Annotated in this window: 1 protein-coding gene and 1 pseudogene; both read right to left on the bottom strand. The window is 72.4% G+C overall.

Annotation, left to right across the window (positions count from 1 at the left end; genetic code table 11):
* Nucleotides 1-273: pseudogene (locus BQ7388_RS10150) on the bottom strand (NAD(P)H-dependent glycerol-3-phosphate dehydrogenase); the annotation flags it as partial.
* The coding region (locus tag BQ7388_RS10155) for a glycerol-3-phosphate acyltransferase (RefSeq protein ID WP_072500571.1) at nt 270-871 on the bottom strand (602 nt) is incomplete at its 5' end. The pseudogene BQ7388_RS10150 and the gene BQ7388_RS10155, both read right to left, overlap by 4 nt.

An 871-nucleotide genomic window follows, 5' to 3' on the forward strand; every position in this document is an offset into this window, starting at 1 on the left:
GGCCGCGGGGGTGGCCCTCGGAAGGGGGGGGGGCCCCGCCACGAGGACCTGGCCCGCCCCGGCGAGCGCCTCTGCGGCGTTCGTGGTGGCACGGACGTTCGCGGGCAGCTCGTAGGAGCTGAGGTGGCGCGGGTTGCGGTGGAGCTCGCTGATGGAGCGGGCCACCTCATCGGAGCGGGCGAGCATGCAGACCTCGTCCGCATGCCCCGCAACGAGGCCGGCCGCCGCCGTGCCCCAGGACCCCGTGCCGATGACGGCGACCCTCCCGCTCATCGCGACTCCCCCTCCTCGTCGCGCTTGTCGGACGAGCCGCGATGCACGCTGAAGCGACGCTCCTCTCCCCTGGCGAGCTTCCTCAGGTTGGTGCGGTGCGACCAGATGACGACGACCGCGGTGACGGCCAAGGGCAGCTCCACCCAGGGTCCGAAGCCCATGAGGGCCCCCACCACGGGAAGGGCGGCAGCGGCGGCGACGGAGCCAAGCGAGACGTAGCGCGAGGGTATGGCGAGGACGAAGAACACGGCGAGGATGGCGAGCGCCAGGGGCCAGTGGAGCCCCAGGGCCGCGCCGAAGCCGACCGATATGCCCTTGCCTCCCCTGAAGCCCAGGTAGGGGGAGAAGACGTGTCCCATGACGCAGCTGAGGTAGACCAGGGCGAGGGCCCAGCCGAAGGGGGTTTCCACGCCCGCGGCGGCCCAGTCTCCCCCAAACACGAAATCGGAGAGCGCGAGGTGCGAGAGGAGCATGCACGCCATGCCCTTGCCCGCGTCGCAGGCGAGGGTGAGCGCCGCCGCAGCGGCACCCGCGGAGCGCGCGACGTTGGTCATGCCGATGTTGCCCGAGCCCACCGTGCGCACGTCCACGTGCTCGC

Source organism: Olsenella phocaeensis (genome assembly GCF_900120385.1).
Classification (GTDB): domain Bacteria; phylum Actinomycetota; class Coriobacteriia; order Coriobacteriales; family Atopobiaceae; genus Olsenella_I; species Olsenella_I phocaeensis.